This is a genomic window from Haloplanus sp. GDY1 (genome assembly GCF_023703775.1).
In the GTDB taxonomy this organism is placed as follows: Archaea; Halobacteriota; Halobacteria; order Halobacteriales; family Haloferacaceae; genus Haloplanus; species Haloplanus halophilus.
Genome location: NZ_CP098514.1, coordinates 1418952 through 1434067 on the forward strand (window position 1 = coordinate 1418952; position 15116 = coordinate 1434067).

The following is a 15116-nucleotide window of genomic DNA, read 5'->3' on the forward strand; positions in this document are numbered from 1 at the left end:
ATATATATTGCCTTGTATGTGATTAGTGAAGCCTTACGGTAACAGGAACAAGCTAATAAGTGGGTACGTGGTATGGCGGTTATGACCAAGCCGCGGAGAGACGCCCACGCCGATCAGCGGGGGCTGGCGGACCCCACCGACGAGCGATCGAACTGTGGTGTCGGTGTCGTGCTCGACCTGGACGGCGGTGACTCCCACCAGACGGTCGCCGACGGTATCGACCTGCTCATCAACCTCGAACATCGCGGGACGACCGGCGCGGAGGAGGCCACCGGCGACGGCGCCGGGATCATGATCCAGCGCCCGGACGAGTTCTTCGAGGACGTCGTCGACGCGGACCTGTCCGGCACCTACGCGGTCGGGTCGGTCTTCATGCCCCAGGACGGGGCGGCCCGACAGGGCCTCATGACCATCTTCGAGCGGACGATGGCCGAACACGGCCTCGAAGTGTTCCACTGGCGGGACGTGCCGACGGACAACCACGAACTCGGCCAGACCGCCCTGGACTCCGAGCCGTACGTCCAGCAGCCGTTCGTCCGGCCGGCCGAAGAGATGGACGACGACGACTTCGACCGCGCGCTCTACGTCGCCCGACGCGCCGTCGAGAACGCCATCGAGGAACTCGACTCGGCCGGCGCCGGCCGGTTCTACATCTGTTCGCTCGACCGCAAGACCCTCGTCTACAAGGGGCTCCTGAAGGCCACGCAACTCCCGACCTACTACCCGGACCTCGTTGACGAGCGCGTGAAGTCGACGCTCGTGCTCGTCCACGCGCGCTTCTCGACGAACACGCTCGGCGCGTGGCACCTCGCTCACCCCTACCGGAACATCATCCACAACGGCGAGTTCAACACCATCCGGGGCAACATCAACTGGATGCGCGCCCGGGAGACGGACCTCGAACACCCCGACTTCGGCGAGGACATCGACACGCTCAAGCCGATCATCAACGACCCCAACCAGAGCGACACCGCCTCCGTCGACAACGCGCTCGAACTGCTCGTGCAGGGCGGTCGTGACCTCCCCCACGCGCTCCGGATGCTCATCCCCGAGGCCTTCCGCAAGGACGACGCGATGAGCCAGGAGCGCAAGGACTTCTACGACTACCACGCGAGCCTCGTCGAGCCGTGGGACGGCCCGGCGCTCGTCGTCGGCACCGACGGCGACCAGGTCGCCGCCGCCCTCGACCGCAACGGCCTCCGGCCCTGTCGGTACGACGTGACCGAGGACGACCGTCTCATCATGGCGAGCGAGGCCGGCGCGCTCGACATCGACCCCTCGAACATCGAGGAGCGCCACCGGCTCCAGCCCGGCCAGTTGCTCGTCGCCGACCCCGAGGAGGGACGCGTCGTCCCCGACGACGAGGTGTTCGACGAACTCACCGACGAGAAGTACGGCGAGTGGGTCGGCCGCGAGCAGCGCCACCTCGACGAGTCGGCCGAGACCGACTACGAACCGCGCGACCGGATCGAGTCGCTGCGCTCCCAGCAGTCGGCCTTCGGCTACACCTACGACCAGCTCGACCACCTCGTCGAGCCGATGGCCAAGGACGGCAAGGACCCCGTCGGCTCGATGGGCGACGACACGCCCCTGTCGGTGCTCTCCGACTTCAACCGTCCGCTGTTCACCTACTTCAAACAGCTGTTCGCGCAGGTGTCGAACCCGCCCATCGACTACATCCGCGAGGAACTGGTGACGAGCCTGGAGTCGCGGCTCGGCCCCCAGCGCAACCTGCTGGACGAGACGCCGGAACACGCCCGCCAGCTGGTCGTCGACTCGCCGGTCCTGACCGACGCCCAGACGGCGGAGATCAAGGACCTCGACGGCGAGTTCAGTTCGACCGTCGTCGACATGACCTACGAGCGGGGCGGCGACCTGGAGAGTGCAGTCGAGCGCCTCCGCCGCGACGCGCGCGAGGCCATCGAGGACGGCGCCGACATCGTCGTCCTCTCGGACCGCAACACGGGACCGGATCGGGTGCCCGTCCCCAGCCTGCTCGCGACCGGCGGCGTCCACCACGCGCTCGTCCGCAACGGCCTCCGCAACCACGCCGGCCTCGCCGTCGAGTCCGGCGACCCCCGCGAGGTCCACCACCTCGCGACCCTCGTCGGCTACGGCGCCGACGCGGTGAACCCCTATCTCGCCTACCAGAGCATCTCCGACATCGTCGCCGGTCCCGACGGCGCCGACGAGTCGGTGGCCATCGGCCAGTACAAGAAGGCCCTCGAGGACGGCCTCCTGAAGACGATGGCGAAGATGGGCATCTCCACCGTCGAGAGCTACCAGGGCGCCCAGATCTTCGAGGCCGTCGGCCTCTCTTCGGACTTCGTCCGCGAGTACTTCGAGGGGACGGAGATCCGAACCGAGGGCATCGGCATCGAGCAACTCGAAGACGACCTGGAGACGCGACACGCGGTCGCCTTCGAGGACGACCCCGAACTGGAGCGCCAGGGCGAGTACGAACACCGGTCGAACGGCATCCACCACCAGTGGAACCCCAAGACCGTCGGCACGCTCCAGCAGGCGGTCCGCTCGGGGAGCTACGAGAAATACCAGGAGTTCGCGGAGCTCATCAACGACCAGCAGGAGAACCTCCAGACCCTGCGCGGGCTGCTGGAGTTCGATAGCGACCGCGAGTCGATTCCGCTGGAGGAGGTCCAGCCGGTCCACGAAATCGTCGAGCGCTTCTCGACGGCCGCCATGTCGCTCGGGTCACTCTCGCCGGAGGCCCACGAGACCAACTCCATCGCCATGAACCGCCTCGGCGGCAAGTCCAACACGGGCGAGGGCGGCGAACCGCCGGAGCGGTTCGGCACCGAGAAGGAGTGCAACATCAAGCAGGTCGCCTCCGGCCGGTTCGGCGTCACCTCCAATTACCTCTCCTCGGCCGACGAACTCCAGATCAAGATGGCCCAGGGCTCCAAGCCCGGCGAGGGCGGGCACCTCCCCGGCAAGAAGGTCAACGAGATGATCGCGCACGTCCGCTACTCCACGCCGGGCGTCGGCCTCATCTCGCCCCCGCCGCTGCACGACATCTACTCCATCGAGGACCTCAAGCAGTTGATCCACGACCTGAAGACCGCCAACCCCGAGGCGGACATCAACGTGAAACTCGTCGCCGAGGCGGGCATCGGCACCATCGCCGCCGGCGTCGCGAAGGCCAACGCCGACGTGGTCCACATCTCGGGCCACTCCGGCGGCACCGGCGCGTCGCCCAAGACGTCCATCAAGAACGCGGGCCTCCCGTGGGAACTCGGCGTCGCCGAGGCCAACCAGATGCTCCGCGCGACGGGGCTCCGTGACCGCATCCGCGTCTCCACCGACGGCGGCATGATGACCGGTCGCGACGTCGCCGTCGCGGCGCTGCTCGGCGCCGAGGAGTACGTCTTCGGGACGGCCAGTCTCATCACCTCCGGCTGCGTGATGGCGCGCATCTGTCACACCAACAACTGCCCGACCGGGGTCGCCACGCAGGACGAGGACCTCCGCGAGCGCTTCTCCGGCCAGCCGGATCACGTCATCAACTACATGGTCTTCCTCGCGCAGGAACTGCGGGAGATCATGGCCGACCTCGGCTTCCGCACGGTCGACGAGATGATCGGTCGGCCGGAGCTCCTCGAACAGGTCGAGACCGATCACCCCAAGGCCAAACACCTCGACCTCTCGGCCATCATCGCCGAACCCGAGGGCGGGGAGCGCCACAAGGTCCGCGAGCAGAAACACGCGGACGTCGACAGTCACCTGGATCACGACCTGATCGGAGCGGCCACGGACGCCATCGAGGAGGGCGAACCCGTCCACCTCCGGCAGGACATCTCCAACGGGGACCGCGCGGTGGGTGCCATGCTCTCGAACCGCATCTCGCAGCGCTACGGCGAGAGCGGCCTGCCCGAGGACACCATCTCCTGTACGTTCGACGGCATCGCCGGCCAGAGCTTCGGCGCCTTCCTCGCGAACGGCGTGACGATGGAGCTCGTCGGCGGCGCCAACGACTACGTGGGCAAGGGGCTCTCCGGCGGTAAGGTGATCGTCCGGACGCCCGAGACGGCCGCCTACGAACCCGAGGACAACATCCTCGTCGGCAACGTCGCCCTCTACGGCGCCACGCAGGGCGAACTCTACGTCAACGGGCTGGCGGGCGAGCGCTTCGCCGTCCGCAACAGCGGCGTGAAGGCCGTCGTCGAGGGCGTCGGCGACCACGGCTGTGAGTACATGACCGGCGGCGTCGTGGCCGTCCTCGGCGACACGGGGCGGAACTTCGCGGCCGGGATGTCCGGCGGCGTTGCCTACGTCTACGACCCCGACGGCGAGTTCGAGGACCGCGCCAACGAGGGCATGGTGACAATCCACCACGACCTGGAGGACGCCGACGAGGCGATGCTCCGCCGACTCGTCGAGAACCACGCGGAGTACACCGACAGCGACCGCGCGGCGGCGCTCCTCTCCGACTGGGGGACCGAGGTGCGGAACTTCACGAAGGTGATGCCCGACGCCTACGCGGAGGTCATCGCCGAGGAGAGCCGCGAGGACGTGCGCAACGAACTGCCCGAACCGGCGTCGGCGGCCGGGGGCGGCGAAATCGGCGCCGGAACGGTGCAGACCGGCGACGACTGAGACGATTACCGCTTCCCGGTGGGTCGCCGGAACGTCTGGCGACCCACCGGAACTGACGGACAATGCGCCGTAGGGGGACTAGGACCCGTCCGGGTCGTCGCTCCGCTCTTCGATCCCCGGGACCTCCTCTTCGAGCCACTCGCGGAACCACGTGACCCGCTTGAGTCGCTGGTGGGCGATGCCCTCCGCGGCGTCGCTCTCCACGCGCTTCGACGCGTCGCGGCCGCGTTCGAGAACCCGGTCGATCATCTCGCCGGCGTCCATGTGGGTCCGCGACTCGTAGCCCATCCGGAGGAGCATCAACACCGCGCCGTTCGCGCCCACCTTGTCGAGGATGTCGGCCTCGATGAGACAGCGCGTCTCCAGCGAGACGTCCTCCAGCGGTCCCTGATAGGAGTGGTCCCGAACCGACTGGGTCACCTGATCGACGAACGACTGGGGATACTCGCCGTGCGCGGTGAGATACTCGCGGGCGACGCGAGCGCCCTCGTCGGCGTGACGCTCCTGTTCGGCCTCGAGTTTCGCGATGTCGTGAAAGAGCGCCGCGACGCGAACCACGTCGACGTCGGCACCCTCGCGGCTGGCGATCTCGGTCGACAGATCCACCACGTTCAACGTGTGGTTGAAGCGGTACTCGGCGCTGTGCCACGGATACCACCGCATCCGTCCGCCGTCGCGCTCGTTCTCGACGCTCGCGGAGAGGTAATCCGAGACGAACCGCTTCATCTCCTCGAACTCCTCGTCGGAGACGGCGGACTCCTTGATCTCAACCCCCACGATCCCACCTCCATTGCGTTCGTGCGTCTCTCATTGTCGAAAAAAGGGGTGTTCGACTATTAGGCGTTACGACAACGTCGGTCAGATCGACCCGGCCGACAGCAGAACGACGAGCGCGTAGAGGTAGACGAGACAGACGATGACGTTCCGCTTCGGCGCCCGCGGTCGCATCCCGGGAAGGCGGACGAACCAGAACCCCACCGCGACGAGTGCCACCGTCCAGAGCGACGTCGGCGAGCCACGGACGGCCCGCACGAATCGGCTGATCGCGCGGGGAAGATCGAATTTTCCGACGGTCATTGTGCTCCCGACCCGCCGTCAGTGCTCGACGAGTCGCCGGACGAACTCCCGTCCCCATCCGAAGAGCCACCGTCGTCGCTTCCGGACGACTCGCCGCTGGACCCGCTATCACTCGACGAGTCGTCAGAGGTCGAACCGTCGTCGGTGCTGCTGTCCGTGCCGTCGTCGCCGGACGAGTCGTCCGAGGTCGAACTGTCGCCGGTGCTGCTGTCCGTGCCGTCGTCGCTCGACGAGTCGTCGGTGGACGAGTCGTCCGAGGTCGAACTGTCGTCGGTGCCGCTGTCCGTACCGTCGTCGGTGCCGCTGTCCGTACCGTCGTCGGTGCTGCTGTCCGTACCGTCGTCGGTGCTGCTGTCCGTGCCGTCGTCGCTCGACGAGTCGTCGGTGGACGAGTCGTCAGAGGTCGAACTGTCGCCGGTGCTGCTGTCCGTGCCGTCGTCGCTCGACGAGTCGTCGGTGGACGAGTCGTCAGAGGTCGAACTGTCGCCGGTGCTGCTGTCCGTGCCGTCGTCGCTCGACGAGTCGTCGGTGGACGAGTCGTCCGAGGTCGAACTGTCGCCGGTATCACCGTCGGTCGATCCGCCGTCGCTGGACCCATCGTCGGCGTTGCCGTCCGTGCCGTCGTCGGTCGTCGTCCCATCGTCGGTACTGCCGTCGGTACCTGTCGAATCGTCGCTCGACGAGTCGCTCGTACTGCTGTCGTCAGTCGACGAATCGTCGCTGGATCCGTCGTCGGTACCGCTGTCGTCGCCCGACGAGTCGTCCGTACTGCTGTCGTCACTCGACGAGTCGTCGCTGGATCCGTCGTCCGCACTGCTATCGTCACTCGACGAGTCGTCGCTTTTGGACGAATCGTCGCTCGACCCGTCGTCCGCACTGCTGTCGTCACTCGACGAATCGTCGCTTTCGGACGAGCCGTCGCTTCCGGACGAGTCGTCGCTCGATCCGTCGTCCGTACTGCTGTCGTCACTCGACGAGTCATCGCTTCCGGACGAGTCGTCGCTCGATCCGTCGTCCGTACTGCTGTCGTCACTCGACGAGTCATCGCTTCCGGACGAGTCGTCGCTCGATCCGTCGTCCGTACTGCTGTCGGCACCGTCGTCGTCCGATCCATCGTCGGTGCCGGACGGGTCGTTCGAGGTCGGCGACTCGCCGCTCGACGAGTCTTCGTCGTCGGGCGCGTTCTCGTCGTCGGACGCGTTCTCGTCGTCGGGCGCGTTCTCGTCGTCGGACGCATCCTCGTCGTCGGACGCGTTCTCGTCGTCGGACGCGTTCTCGTCGTCGGGCGCGTCGCCGCTCCCGGATCCGCCGTCGTCCGACTCGCTTTCGGACTGTCCCGTCCCGTCGTCCGCACCGGTGTCGGTGGTGGATTCGTTGCCCGTCGCGGACTCTCCGGTGCCGGCGTCGGTCGTGGACTGGTTCCCGGACGGCGTCGAGGTGGGCGTCGAGGTGGGCGTCGAGGTGGGCGCCGTGCCGTTCTGGGTCGCGTTGCCCGAAGCCGGCCCAGCGGGCGCCGTCCCGTTCTGGGTCGCGTTGCCCGAAGCCGGCCCAGCGGGCGCCGTCCCGTTCTGGGTCGTCCCGTTCTGGGTCGTCCCGTTCGGTGCGGTCCCGTTCGGCGTCACGTTCGCGACGCCGACCGGCGCCGGCTGTGACTCGTTGGGGACGAACACCGCGAACGGGCTGAAGCCGTCCGTGACGGCCCCGAGAACCACCGTCTCGTCGGTTTGCATCCGCACGTCGGTGTCGAGTATCCTCCATCGGCCGTTGGACTTGTGGCCGATCTTCGCCCGTTCGGGGGAGATCGTGCCGAACCAGTGTGGCGCGAGCCAGAACGACACTCTGGCACACCCGTCGGTCCCGGAGACGTGGAAGTTCTTGATCGGCTTTAGCTCGTCGACGTCGGCTTTGCTATCGACGCCGTACCGCATCCGGTCACAGGAGACCGGTTCGACGTGGAACATCCCGTTCCGGTAGTTGGGCTCGATCGTGACGTTCCCCGAGACGCCCTCCTCGTCGGACAGCACGGTGTAGGTCGCCCCGCCGGAGAGCGACGCGACCACGACGAACGCGACGACGAGGCCGACGGCGGGCGTCCAGGAGGGCCACTCGTCACCCACCATGATCAGTCCCCACCCCCTCGTCGCTCGCCGTCGGAGTCCGCCGGGACCGAGTCGTCGGTCGATCCGTCCGTGCCGGGTTTGCACTCCCAGCCGGGGAATTCGTACTTGCAGCCGAAGGCGGCCGGACACGGCTGGGGGTTGGTCCGATCGGTCCCGGTGAAGCCGGCGGTCGCCTGGTCGTAGGTGGTCGCGCCGTCGTCGCCGACGGTGATCGACGTCCCGGTGGGGGAGTCGACGACGTCCAGCTTCCTCCCGTATTTGATCACGACGGTCGTGACGGCGTCGGGGAGGTTCGAGAACGACACCGTCAGCCCGTCGTCGCTCAGCGTCGGGTCGACGTTCGCGGCCTCGGGATCGAACGGCGACGTCGAGCAAAGCGTCACCCAGCTGATACCGCTCTGCGTGCCGGTCGGGCCGCACTCCCAGTCGGGGTCGACGGAGTCGGGATCGACGTGGCGGGACTGACTCGCGTAGAACTCGAAATCGAACTCGACGTCGGTCGAGTTCGTCACGACCTCGTCGGTCTTCCACTGCACGACGAACTCCCAGGTGTCGTCGGGGCCGATCTCCCCGTCGATACAGGCCCCGGTGCCGTAGGTCGTGCGCGCTTCGCGCAGCGACAGGTAGCCGGAGAGCCACTCGACGCCGCTGCCGTCGTGGCGGTCGATGCCGTACCGCACGAGGAGTCGGTCCGCGAGCGTCGTGTCCCGCACCCGGTCGTTCCCTCCGGTTCGATTCCGCCTCCCGTTCCCCCGATCCGTCGAGGGCTGTAGGCTCGACCGGGGGTCGCCGCCGTCTCTCCCATCGGCACCCGTGGCGTTCCGCGCCGTTCCGTTCCGTCGTTTCGCCGTCCGTCGGGCCGTCCCCCGCTCCATCCAGTCGTCGTCCGTCCAGCCCCGGTCGTTCCTCGGGGGGTCCGTCGGCGTGTCGGGACAGTCGGTCCGGAAACAGAGGTACGCGGGGTTGTCGTCGACGGTGAGCGTGATCCGCCGCTCACCGCCGTCGTCCGCGCTGGACTCGACCGTGATCGAGTCGTCGTTTCCCCAGGACGCCGACAGGTCGAGCGCCCCGGCGGTCATCCGCGCGTCGGTCCGGGCCGAATCGGACAGCAGGGCGGCCGTGCCGCTCCCGGTCGTGGCGGCAGCACCGATGGTCGTGAGGCCCCAGAGGAGGTGCCGGCGCGACAGGGAGCGGCGGTCCGTCACGGGACATCACCGCCGTTCGTCGCGTCCGCCGCTCGCTCGTCGTCCGGCGACGCCCCCGTGGCCGACTCCACCGGCGCGCCCCCGTCCGTCTCGGGCGACGCCCGGTGGAGGTAGAGAGCGTCGTCGCGGGTCATGTAGTAGGTGTCCCGGTCGTCGTCGTAGATGACCCAGTCGTCGCGGTCGATCGCCATCTGGACCAGCGACTCGACCGAGTCGAGCGGGACGGTCGTCCGGTCGTCGAGCCGAGCCGGGAGTCGGCCGTGACGAACGACGCCCTCGGTCGATCGGACCGCTCCGGTCGCCGTTCCGCCGGCGGCGTCTCCGCGGCTGGCGACGTAGATCACGAGACAGAACAGGAAGCCGATGATCGTCGCCGTCGCGGCGCCGATGGACCACGCCTCGCGGGTGGTGTACGCCACGTAGGCGCTGTAGGGGACGTAAAATCCCAGCAACAACAGGAGGACCTGCAGGCTCGAACGGGTGAGTGTGAAGGACCCACCGTCGGTGTCCGCACCGTCGTCGGCCGCGGCGGGAGTCGCCGCGCCCGCCGCCACCGATTCGGGAGTCGCCCCCGCCGCGTCCGTCCCGGTCGCCGTGGCTTCGGGCTGACGGATCGACTTCGCCAGTTCCCAGAGCTCCGAGAGGACGAACAGCAGCATCGGCGTGAGCACGAGCATCAGGAAGCCCATCTGCGTGTTGGCGAACTGGATCACGTGGCCGAGCAGCGGGATCACGAAGACGACTTCGCCGACGACCCGGTCGTGGGGCACGACTCCGGGGTCGCGTTCCTCGTTCGCGTCGCCCTTGGTGACGTAGGCGGCGCCGTCCTCCGTCCGCCGAACCTCGACCACGCGGTGAGTGGTCGGCGTCTCGCTGCTGGTCTGGAACGTGATGATGTCACCCTGTTCGATCTGACCCGGTGGGACCTCGCGGACGATGATCGCGTCACCCGGGCTCATCCGCGGCTCCATGCTGCCCGAGAGGACGACCAGCCCGTGATCCGCACCGACCACCCCGGGCACGGCGTAGACCACGAAGGGCGTGACGGCGCCGATCAACAGGAGGACCACGAGCACGTTCGCCACGAACCGAACCGTATCGCGGTCGCTCTCACTCACGCCTGCCACCCCCCGTGACGGACCGTGCCGAACTCGGCCGTCCGCCGAACGTCCCCGTCGAACCCATCAGTAGTATCGACCCCCGTATCGACCTTAGTTATCCGCTGCTTTGACACGAACGGGCACGGGGTAAGGGATACCTGAACCGGGCGGGAGGCCCCGGCGATTCGGGGCGGTGTCGAATCGGGCGTAAACCCACCGTATCCGCCGATACGTGGGGTTTGCTCGCCCGTGTGTGCGGCCGCTAATGACCGATTAACCGCCGCCAGCCACACGGTTAGCCACCCCCGCCGGAGCAGGGTTCGGGGTCGAACGCGACCTGGAACGTCGCCGAATCCCCCTGGATGACGTTGCCGACGGTCTCCGGGATGGCCCACTCGAAGGAGACGTACACCTGATCGCCGGGGGAGAGACAGCCGTCCCCGCCGACGACGAGTTGGTAGCCGCCGTCGAACGCGGACGATTCGGCCACCTCGGCGAGGGTGCCGCTCGCGATCTCCGTCTCGCCGACGACCGGGATGTCCCCCAATTCGAGTTCCCCGTTGCCGGTGCCGAACCCGTCGTCCTTCCAGATCGTGATCCGGGTGTAGTCCTGCAGTTCGCCGTCGTTCGGCGTCGTGTCCCCGGCGTCAGCCTCGGGTTCGGTGATCCCGTTCTCGGCGGTGTTCGAGAGTCGGAACCGCAAGAACAGTCGCGCGTCGTCGGTCTCCTGCTCCTCCCGCTCGATCAGCCGCGCACGCATGGTCACCGATCCGGAGTCGCCCGGCACGACCGCCTCGTCGACGATCAGGCCGACGCTCCCCGTCTCGCCGTCCGCGCCGCCGACGAGCCCCGTCTCCTCCGTGAGCCGGCCGTTGACGAGTTCCCGCCACGCGAGCACGATGCGTGGCGGCGCGTTCACGAACATCTCCTCCGTGGAGGCGGCGTACGTCCCGTTGACGGTTCCCTGATTCAGCGTCACGGGGTCGAGTCCGAGCGCGGCGCCCGCCCGGTCGGCGCCGAGATAGAGGGCGCCCACACTCCCGACCGCAGCGAGTATCCGCCGTCGCGTGAACGAGGGTGAGGTCATGCGGGGAAGGCCCACCGGCGGAATCGAACCGCCACGACGCCGGCGGAACGCGTCGACGACCCGCCGGGGTCGCACACCAGCGTGGGTGAACCGAGAACCGAGAGCGTTCGGGAGGTTAGGCGTCGATGCTCTCGTTGTTCATGCCGGCGCCGTCGTTGTGCCGGCACTGCTCGGTGTAGAACCCGATGTCGAACTCGGCGGAGTCGGTCTGGATCTCGTTGCCGTGGTTGACCGGGAGCCACCACGCCAGACCGAAGCAGTAGGTGTTGAGGCCCCGGAAGCACTCGCGGTCGGGATCGTCCTCCGGATCCGGGCCGTTGTCCGCCTGGTACCCGGTCTCGAAGTACTCCGTGTCGAGGCCGGCGTCGAGCGGGATCCCGCGTCCGTCGTTGCTCTGGAGCGCCGTCAGCAGTTCGCGGAGGGTGCCCTGGAAGATCACCTCTTCCTGGCCGGTGATGGCGTTCGCGAGTTCCAGCGCCGCGGCGTTGATGCCGTCGAAGTCACCGCTGACGTTGGTGTGCTGGTCCGTCCCGGGCTGAGCGACCCCGGTCTCGAGGAACATGTTCAGATCGGCCTCGTCCGTGATGCCGACCGTCCAGATTTCGTAGCCGTTGTTGGTGAAGATCGAACTCGCGACGCTCGCCGTCTCGTCTTTCTCGTCGTCGGAGACGTTCCCGTCCGAGGAGCCGTTGTCCTGCTCGGACGTGTAGGGGTGGCCAGCACCCGAGAACGTGACGGTCCCGCCGCCGGGGCCGTCGCCGGCGTAGTTCGGGCCGCCGTCGGTGACCAGCACGATGACCTTCTTGGCGTCGGGGCGACCCTCGTTGTCGAGCACCTGCGAGGCGATGTCGAGCGCCGCCGGCATCGGCGTGGCGTTCGCGTCGACGGGATCGTTGGGGAACTCGCCGCCGGGACCCTGGGTGAGATTGCCGTTCCCGCCCGTGATGTAGTTGCTCAGGTCCTGCAGCTCCCGCTGTTCGTTCACGGCTTCGTCCGGAGCGGTGTGCGGCGAGCCGAACGTGTACAGCGCGGCCTCGACGTCGCCCGGTTCGGTGTTCGCACTGAGCTGTTCGATGAAGATGTTCGCCGCATCCGTGATCCGCGTCATCTCGTCCCCGTCGATGGAGCCCGAGACGTCCGCCAGCGCGACGATGTCGAGTTCACCGGTCACCTCGTCGAGCACGTTGTCGCAGTCCCCGTCGTACCAGAGCGCCGTCTGGACGACGTCGGGGAGTTCGACGACGCCGTCTTCCTCGTCGGGGTCGTCCGCCTCGGGTTCGGTGACGCCGTTCTCGCTGTACTCGACGTTGTCCGCGTTCATCCACAGGTACCCGTCGTTGTCACAGAGGTGGGTACTGAACGTGATCTCGCCGAAGTCACCCGGCTTGACGTCGTCGAGCGCGACGAGGGGTTTGGGCTCTCCCTCGATCTCGACGCCGCCGGTCCGCGTGTCGGGTCCGTCGGTCCGGCCGATGACCGGCGGGTCCGCGTCGGGATCCGAGAACGTCGACAGCCCCTCGTCGTCCGCGCCCACGTCCGCCAGGTAGTCACAGACGGTCGACCCCTCGGGCATCTCGGAGTAGTCCGGGAAGTCGCCCGTCCCGCTGTTGTCGGGGTCCGGGAACGCGTCGATGCCGGTGTTCGCCATGAACTCGTCGAGGTCGTCCTCGTGCACCCAGATGAGCGGGTCGTCGGGATACGGGAGCCCGACGTACGCCACGTCGTCCGGGTCGTCCATCACGATGTCGAGGTCGTTGTCCGGATTGTCGTCGTCGAGGTTCGCCTCGTCGTCCGACCAGTCGGAGTAGTGCTCCTCCCAGTCGACCTTGAGGTCGAGTTCACCGGCTGTGAGCTCGTTGTTCTGGAACGTTTCCTGATCGCTGAAGTACGCGGAGGTACCGAGCCCCGCGCCAGCCGAGGCCACACCGATCGTACCGAGTGCGGCCAGCGCCTTCCGCCGAGAGAGTTCGAATTCGTTTGACATGGTTTGCCTTGTCTCGTTGGGCCGTCGTCGGACAGCCAGTTTCCCTCGCTGGGGAGACCCACCGACCGAGTCGAACCGCCACGACGTCCGGCCGTGGGTGGCTGCCGTTGCTCCTATGCACTACACCTACCCCGATAGCTAATCGCCAATTTGCTCACATAACGTGGGGCTAATCCGGGGAAACACCCGGTTACCGTGACCGAGGTGGTCCACCGGTTCACTCGCTAGAGATTCGCGCGCACGTTAACCGGATATTAAGCCGATACGACGCCTGAAACCCCAGAATTCTGGAGGTGGTAAGCACACCTAACCGGGAATTAACGCCCGTCGCCGGGCGACCCTGAGAGTAGTTAAGATACTGATAACTATGCCCCTCTGTCGTGTTGATGCATCCGAACCCGGTCGCTACCCATGAACATCGGACTACTCCAGACGGACGACGTACTCCCCGAGACGGACATTCACGACATCCTTCGGAACGACCGGCGCCGAAACGTCATCAAGTGTCTACAGGATCGGGGCCACGAGGTGTCGCTTCGGGATCTCGCGGTCCACATCGCCGAGATCGAGACCAACGAATCGCCGCCCCCGAGCAACATCCGGGACAGCGTCTACGTCTCCCTCCACCAGACCCACCTGCCGAAACTGGACGACGCCGGCATCGTCGACTACGACAGCGACCGGAAGACGATCCTCCTCCGGAAGTCGGCCCGCCAGGTGGACCTCTACATGGAGGTGGTCACGCGCTACGGCGTCACGTGGGCGACGTACTATCGCGCCGTCGGCACCGTCTCGCTACTCACCGTCGTCCTCGCTTCGACCGACACACCGCTGGTCTCGGCGGTCGACCCGCTGCTCTGGGCGTCGTTTTTCCTCCTCGTCATCGCAGTCTCGACCCTGTACCAGTTCTGGTCGCGCCGCTGGCTCTACTTCCAACAACTCCTGTAGGATTTCTATGGTTTACCGCCCGCAAATATCAAATTTGATATCGAAAGTCCGAAATAGACACGGCCGAAAGGCCGGTGCGAGTGCTGACAGGTCGAAACCGACGGTGAGACGCCATTCAGATATCAAATACGATATTTGAATGAGCACACTTATGATCGAGCCCTCCACATGCCACAGATGCGAATGAGCGATATTCCCCCCACCCAGGCACAGCTACCCTCAATACCGCAAGACGTCGAGCGGTCCGCGTCCGTCATGGCCGACAAACTCTGCGACGGTTTCATCCACCACGACCAGCGCGAGTACGAGGCGTCGGTCCAGGCGTTCACCGCCGTCGACATGGTTCAGTTCGACCACCTAGACGATGCGGAGGCCCGTCTGGCGGCGATGGGCTACGTCGACGCCCTCTGGGCGAAAGACGAGGTCGAGGAGTCCTGCCGCGTGAACGGACGGATCGACGCCGAGCAGTTGACGGAGGCGGACTGGTCTCCGGTCCGAGAGGCGTTCGAACGCCGGGCGTCGATCGCCGGCATCGACCCCCGCTACGCCGAACTGACGACCGAGGCCTGGATCAACCACAAGACCGAGGGCGACTACCTGACGCCGACGATGCGCGCACAGATGCTCGAACTCCGTGCCGCCCTCCAGCAACCGACCTACCCCGAGAAGCCCCGTCACGGTCAGTACGGATTCGGGCCGGAACCGGTCCAGTACGCCCTCGGGATCGAACTCCACGACATGCGTCGATGGGAGCAGGCGCGCGAAGCGATGACCCCTTACTTCCAGTACATCCTCGACGAGCAGGCGTAACCGCGGCGTCTCAGCGTAAGTGCGCTTGAATCGCGGGACGCCGAACGTGAACGGCGAGTATTCGCCTGCCTGTGAAGGCCAGAACGGGAGTCCACGCGAAAGCGCCACCCTCAACGAAGCGAACGGCGAAGTCGTTCGAGAGGCGCGAAGCGCCTCGTGATGACGAGACGC

The 15116-nt window shown here is 67.0% G+C and carries 10 protein-coding genes; 3 read left to right on the forward strand and 7 right to left on the reverse strand.

All coding sequences use genetic code 11. The annotated features are described in order from the left end of the window. Positions 1 to 81 precede the first annotated feature (81 nt). Positions 82 to 4614, forward strand: a complete 4533-nt coding sequence (gltB, locus tag NBT67_RS07660) for a glutamate synthase large subunit (RefSeq protein WP_251344254.1) — start codon at positions 82 to 84, stop codon at positions 4612 to 4614. Between the two features lie 78 nt (positions 4615 to 4692). Here the strand turns inward: gltB and NBT67_RS07665 are convergent, their stop codons facing one another. From NBT67_RS07665 to NBT67_RS07695, 7 genes are all read right to left on the reverse strand, one after another. Next, positions 4693 to 5391 carry an HD domain-containing protein gene (locus NBT67_RS07665; RefSeq protein ID WP_251344255.1) on the reverse strand — a complete coding sequence of 233 codons (699 nt, stop codon included), beginning with the start codon at positions 5389 to 5391 and terminating at the stop codon, positions 4693 to 4695. An 81-nt stretch (positions 5392 to 5472) separates the two neighbouring features. Continuing rightward, positions 5473 to 5691 (reverse strand): hypothetical protein, encoded by a 219-nt coding sequence (locus NBT67_RS07670; RefSeq protein WP_251344256.1) that lies wholly within the window; start codon positions 5689 to 5691, stop codon positions 5473 to 5475. Then, a complete protein-coding gene (locus NBT67_RS07675) occupies positions 5688 to 7811 on the reverse strand; it encodes a hypothetical protein (RefSeq protein WP_251344257.1) in 2124 nt (707 codons plus the stop codon). The genes NBT67_RS07670 and NBT67_RS07675 overlap by 4 nt, the downstream gene beginning before the upstream one ends. 2 nt (positions 7812 to 7813) lie before the next feature. Next, complete coding sequence (locus NBT67_RS07680; RefSeq protein WP_251344258.1) at positions 7814 to 9016, reverse strand: hypothetical protein; 1203 nt, start codon at positions 9014 to 9016, stop codon at positions 7814 to 7816. Continuing rightward, positions 9013 to 10134, reverse strand: a complete 1122-nt coding sequence (locus NBT67_RS07685) for a signal peptidase I (protein ID WP_251344259.1) — start codon at positions 10132 to 10134, stop codon at positions 9013 to 9015. The genes NBT67_RS07680 and NBT67_RS07685 overlap by 4 nt, the downstream gene beginning before the upstream one ends. A 277-nt stretch (positions 10135 to 10411) precedes the next feature. After that, positions 10412 to 11203, reverse strand: coding sequence for a hypothetical protein (locus tag NBT67_RS07690; RefSeq protein WP_251344260.1), 792 nt, complete (start codon positions 11201 to 11203; stop codon positions 10412 to 10414). A 115-nt stretch (positions 11204 to 11318) separates the two neighbouring features. Beyond that, positions 11319 to 13187, reverse strand: a complete 1869-nt coding sequence (locus NBT67_RS07695) for a vWA domain-containing protein (protein WP_251344261.1) — start codon at positions 13185 to 13187, stop codon at positions 11319 to 11321. A 411-nt stretch (positions 13188 to 13598) separates the two neighbouring features. Here NBT67_RS07695 and NBT67_RS07700 point away from each other — a divergent pair, with 411 nt between their 5' ends. Together NBT67_RS07700 and NBT67_RS07705 are read left to right on the forward strand one after the other, a co-directional pair. Further along, positions 13599 to 14135, forward strand: coding sequence for a DUF7344 domain-containing protein (locus NBT67_RS07700; RefSeq protein WP_251344262.1), 537 nt, complete (start codon positions 13599 to 13601; stop codon positions 14133 to 14135). A 183-nt stretch (positions 14136 to 14318) separates the two neighbouring features. After that, on the forward strand, positions 14319 to 14945 hold the full coding sequence (locus NBT67_RS07705; RefSeq protein WP_251344263.1) for a hypothetical protein: 627 nt from the start codon (positions 14319 to 14321) through the stop codon (positions 14943 to 14945). Positions 14946 to 15116: the final 171 nt, after the last annotated feature.

Bases quoted from the DNA above. Each gene is read 5' to 3' on its own strand.
- gltB (WP_251344254.1), top strand. From the start codon at position 82: ATGACCAAGCCGCGGAGAGACGCCCACGCCGATCAGCGGGGGCTGGCG.
- NBT67_RS07670 (WP_251344256.1), bottom strand. From the start codon at position 5,691: ATGACCGTCGGAAAATTCGATCTTCCCCGCGCGATCAGCCGATTCGTG.
- NBT67_RS07675 (WP_251344257.1), bottom strand. From the start codon at position 7,811: ATGGTGGGTGACGAGTGGCCCTCCTGGACGCCCGCCGTCGGCCTCGTC.
- NBT67_RS07690 (WP_251344260.1), bottom strand. From the start codon at position 11,203: ATGACCTCACCCTCGTTCACGCGACGGCGGATACTCGCTGCGGTCGGG.
- NBT67_RS07695 (WP_251344261.1), bottom strand. From the start codon at position 13,187: ATGTCAAACGAATTCGAACTCTCTCGGCGGAAGGCGCTGGCCGCACTC.
- NBT67_RS07700 (WP_251344262.1), top strand. From the start codon at position 13,599: ATGAACATCGGACTACTCCAGACGGACGACGTACTCCCCGAGACGGAC.
- NBT67_RS07705 (WP_251344263.1), top strand. From the start codon at position 14,319: ATGAGCGATATTCCCCCCACCCAGGCACAGCTACCCTCAATACCGCAA.